This is a genomic window from Microbacterium sp. Bi128, from assembly GCF_918698205.1.
Genome location: NZ_CAKKMM010001122.1, coordinates 1 through 1,685 on the forward strand (window position 1 = coordinate 1; position 1,685 = coordinate 1,685).

Below are 1,685 nucleotides of genomic sequence, written 5' to 3' on the forward strand. Positions count from 1 at the left end.
GCCCTGTACCGCCGATACCGCCCGCAGGCGTTTGGCGAGATGATCGGGCAGTCGCAAGTGACCGAGCCGTTGATGACCGCCCTGCGCAGTGACCGGGTGGGGCACGCCTACCTCTTCTCGGGTCCGCGCGGCTGCGGCAAGACGACTTCGGCCCGTATCCTCGCGCGCTGCTTGAACTGCGCCGAAGGCCCCACCGACACCCCGTGCGGGAAGTGCGACAGCTGCGTCGAGCTCGGTCGCGGCGGTGGCGGCTCGCTCGACGTCGTCGAGATCGACGCGGCGAGCCACAACGGTGTCGACGACGCGCGCGACCTGCGCGAACGCGCGATCTTCGCGCCGGCGCGCGACCGCTTCAAGATCTTCATCCTCGACGAGGCGCACATGGTGACCCAGCAGGGCTTCAACGCTCTGCTCAAGCTCGTCGAAGAGCCCCCCGCGCACGTGAAGTTCATCTTCGCCACGACCGAGCCCGAGAAGGTGCTGGGCACGATCCGCTCGCGGACGCACCACTATCCCTTCCGTCTCGTGCCGCCGGCGGCGATGCTCGAGTACGTCCAAGAGCTGTGCGAGACCGAGGGCGTCGCGGTCGAGGCGGGCGTGCTCCCGCTCGTCGTGCGCGCCGGCGGCGGGTCACCGCGTGACACCCTCTCGTTGCTCGATCAGCTCATTGCCGGATCCGATCGGGATGCCGAGGGCCGGGTGCTCGTGAACTACGAGCGGGCCGTCGCCCTCCTGGGTTACACGCACTCCGAACTGCTCGACGAGGTCGTCGACGCTTTCGCCGCACACGACGGCGCGGGGGCGTTCACCGCGATCGACCGCGTCGTGCAGACGGGTCAGGATCCGCGCCGTTTCGTCGACGACCTGCTCGAGCGTCTGCGCGACCTCATCGTCGTCGCCGCGACGGGAGCGGGAGCCTCGGCGGTGTTGCGCGGAGTCCCCGACGACGAACTCGAACGCATGGCTCGCCAGGCCACCGCTTTCGGTGTCGCGCGACTGTCGCGGACGGCGGATCTCGTCGTCGCGGCCCTCGACGAGATGACCGGTGCCACGTCTCCGCGTCTGCAACTCGAGCTCCTCGTCGCCCGGGTTCTCACCCACGCGGGGGTCTCGCAGGGGGGCTCACCCGCCGCGGCGGCGGCGCACGGCACCGAGCAGGCGGCTGCGTCCACCGCGCCTCCCGCCCCGAACCGTGAGGCCCCGGCCGCCCGCGTGGCTCCGCCCGCAACGGCGCCCGCCGTTGCGGCGCCGGCTGCACCGCGCGTCGCGGCGCCGGGCGTGGCTGCACCCGCCGGGGTCGCCCCGCCGACCGTCGCATCGCCGACCGTCGCCTCGCCAACGGTCGCGTCTCCCGGGGTCGCCTCTCCCGGAATCGCCTCGCCGGGTGTCGTCGCGCCCGCCGCTCCCCGCGTCGCCTCGCCCGCCGTCGCTTCACCGGGTACGGCCCCGCCCGCGTCGTCCACCGCTCCCGACGGTGCCGCGTCGGCCTCAGCCGGCTCGGCATCTCCTGCGCCGGCATCCGAGGCGCCCGCTCCGGCGGCGGCGTCCCCGGCGGGTGCTCCGCCCCGAGATCGCGCGCCCGGGCGGTCGACGGCATCCGTCGACACTCCGTCCGACGACGATGCCCCGCCTCCCTTCGGCGACGACGATGCCCCGCCGCCGTTCGACGACGAGCCGCCGGGTGT

At 73.4% G+C, this 1,685-nt stretch carries 1 protein-coding gene; it reads left to right on the plus strand.

All coding sequences use genetic code 11. The features are described from left to right. A partial coding sequence (locus LQV45_RS30410) for a DNA polymerase III subunit gamma and tau (RefSeq protein ID WP_230010954.1) occupies window positions 1–1,685 on the plus strand: 1,685 nt, incomplete at both ends.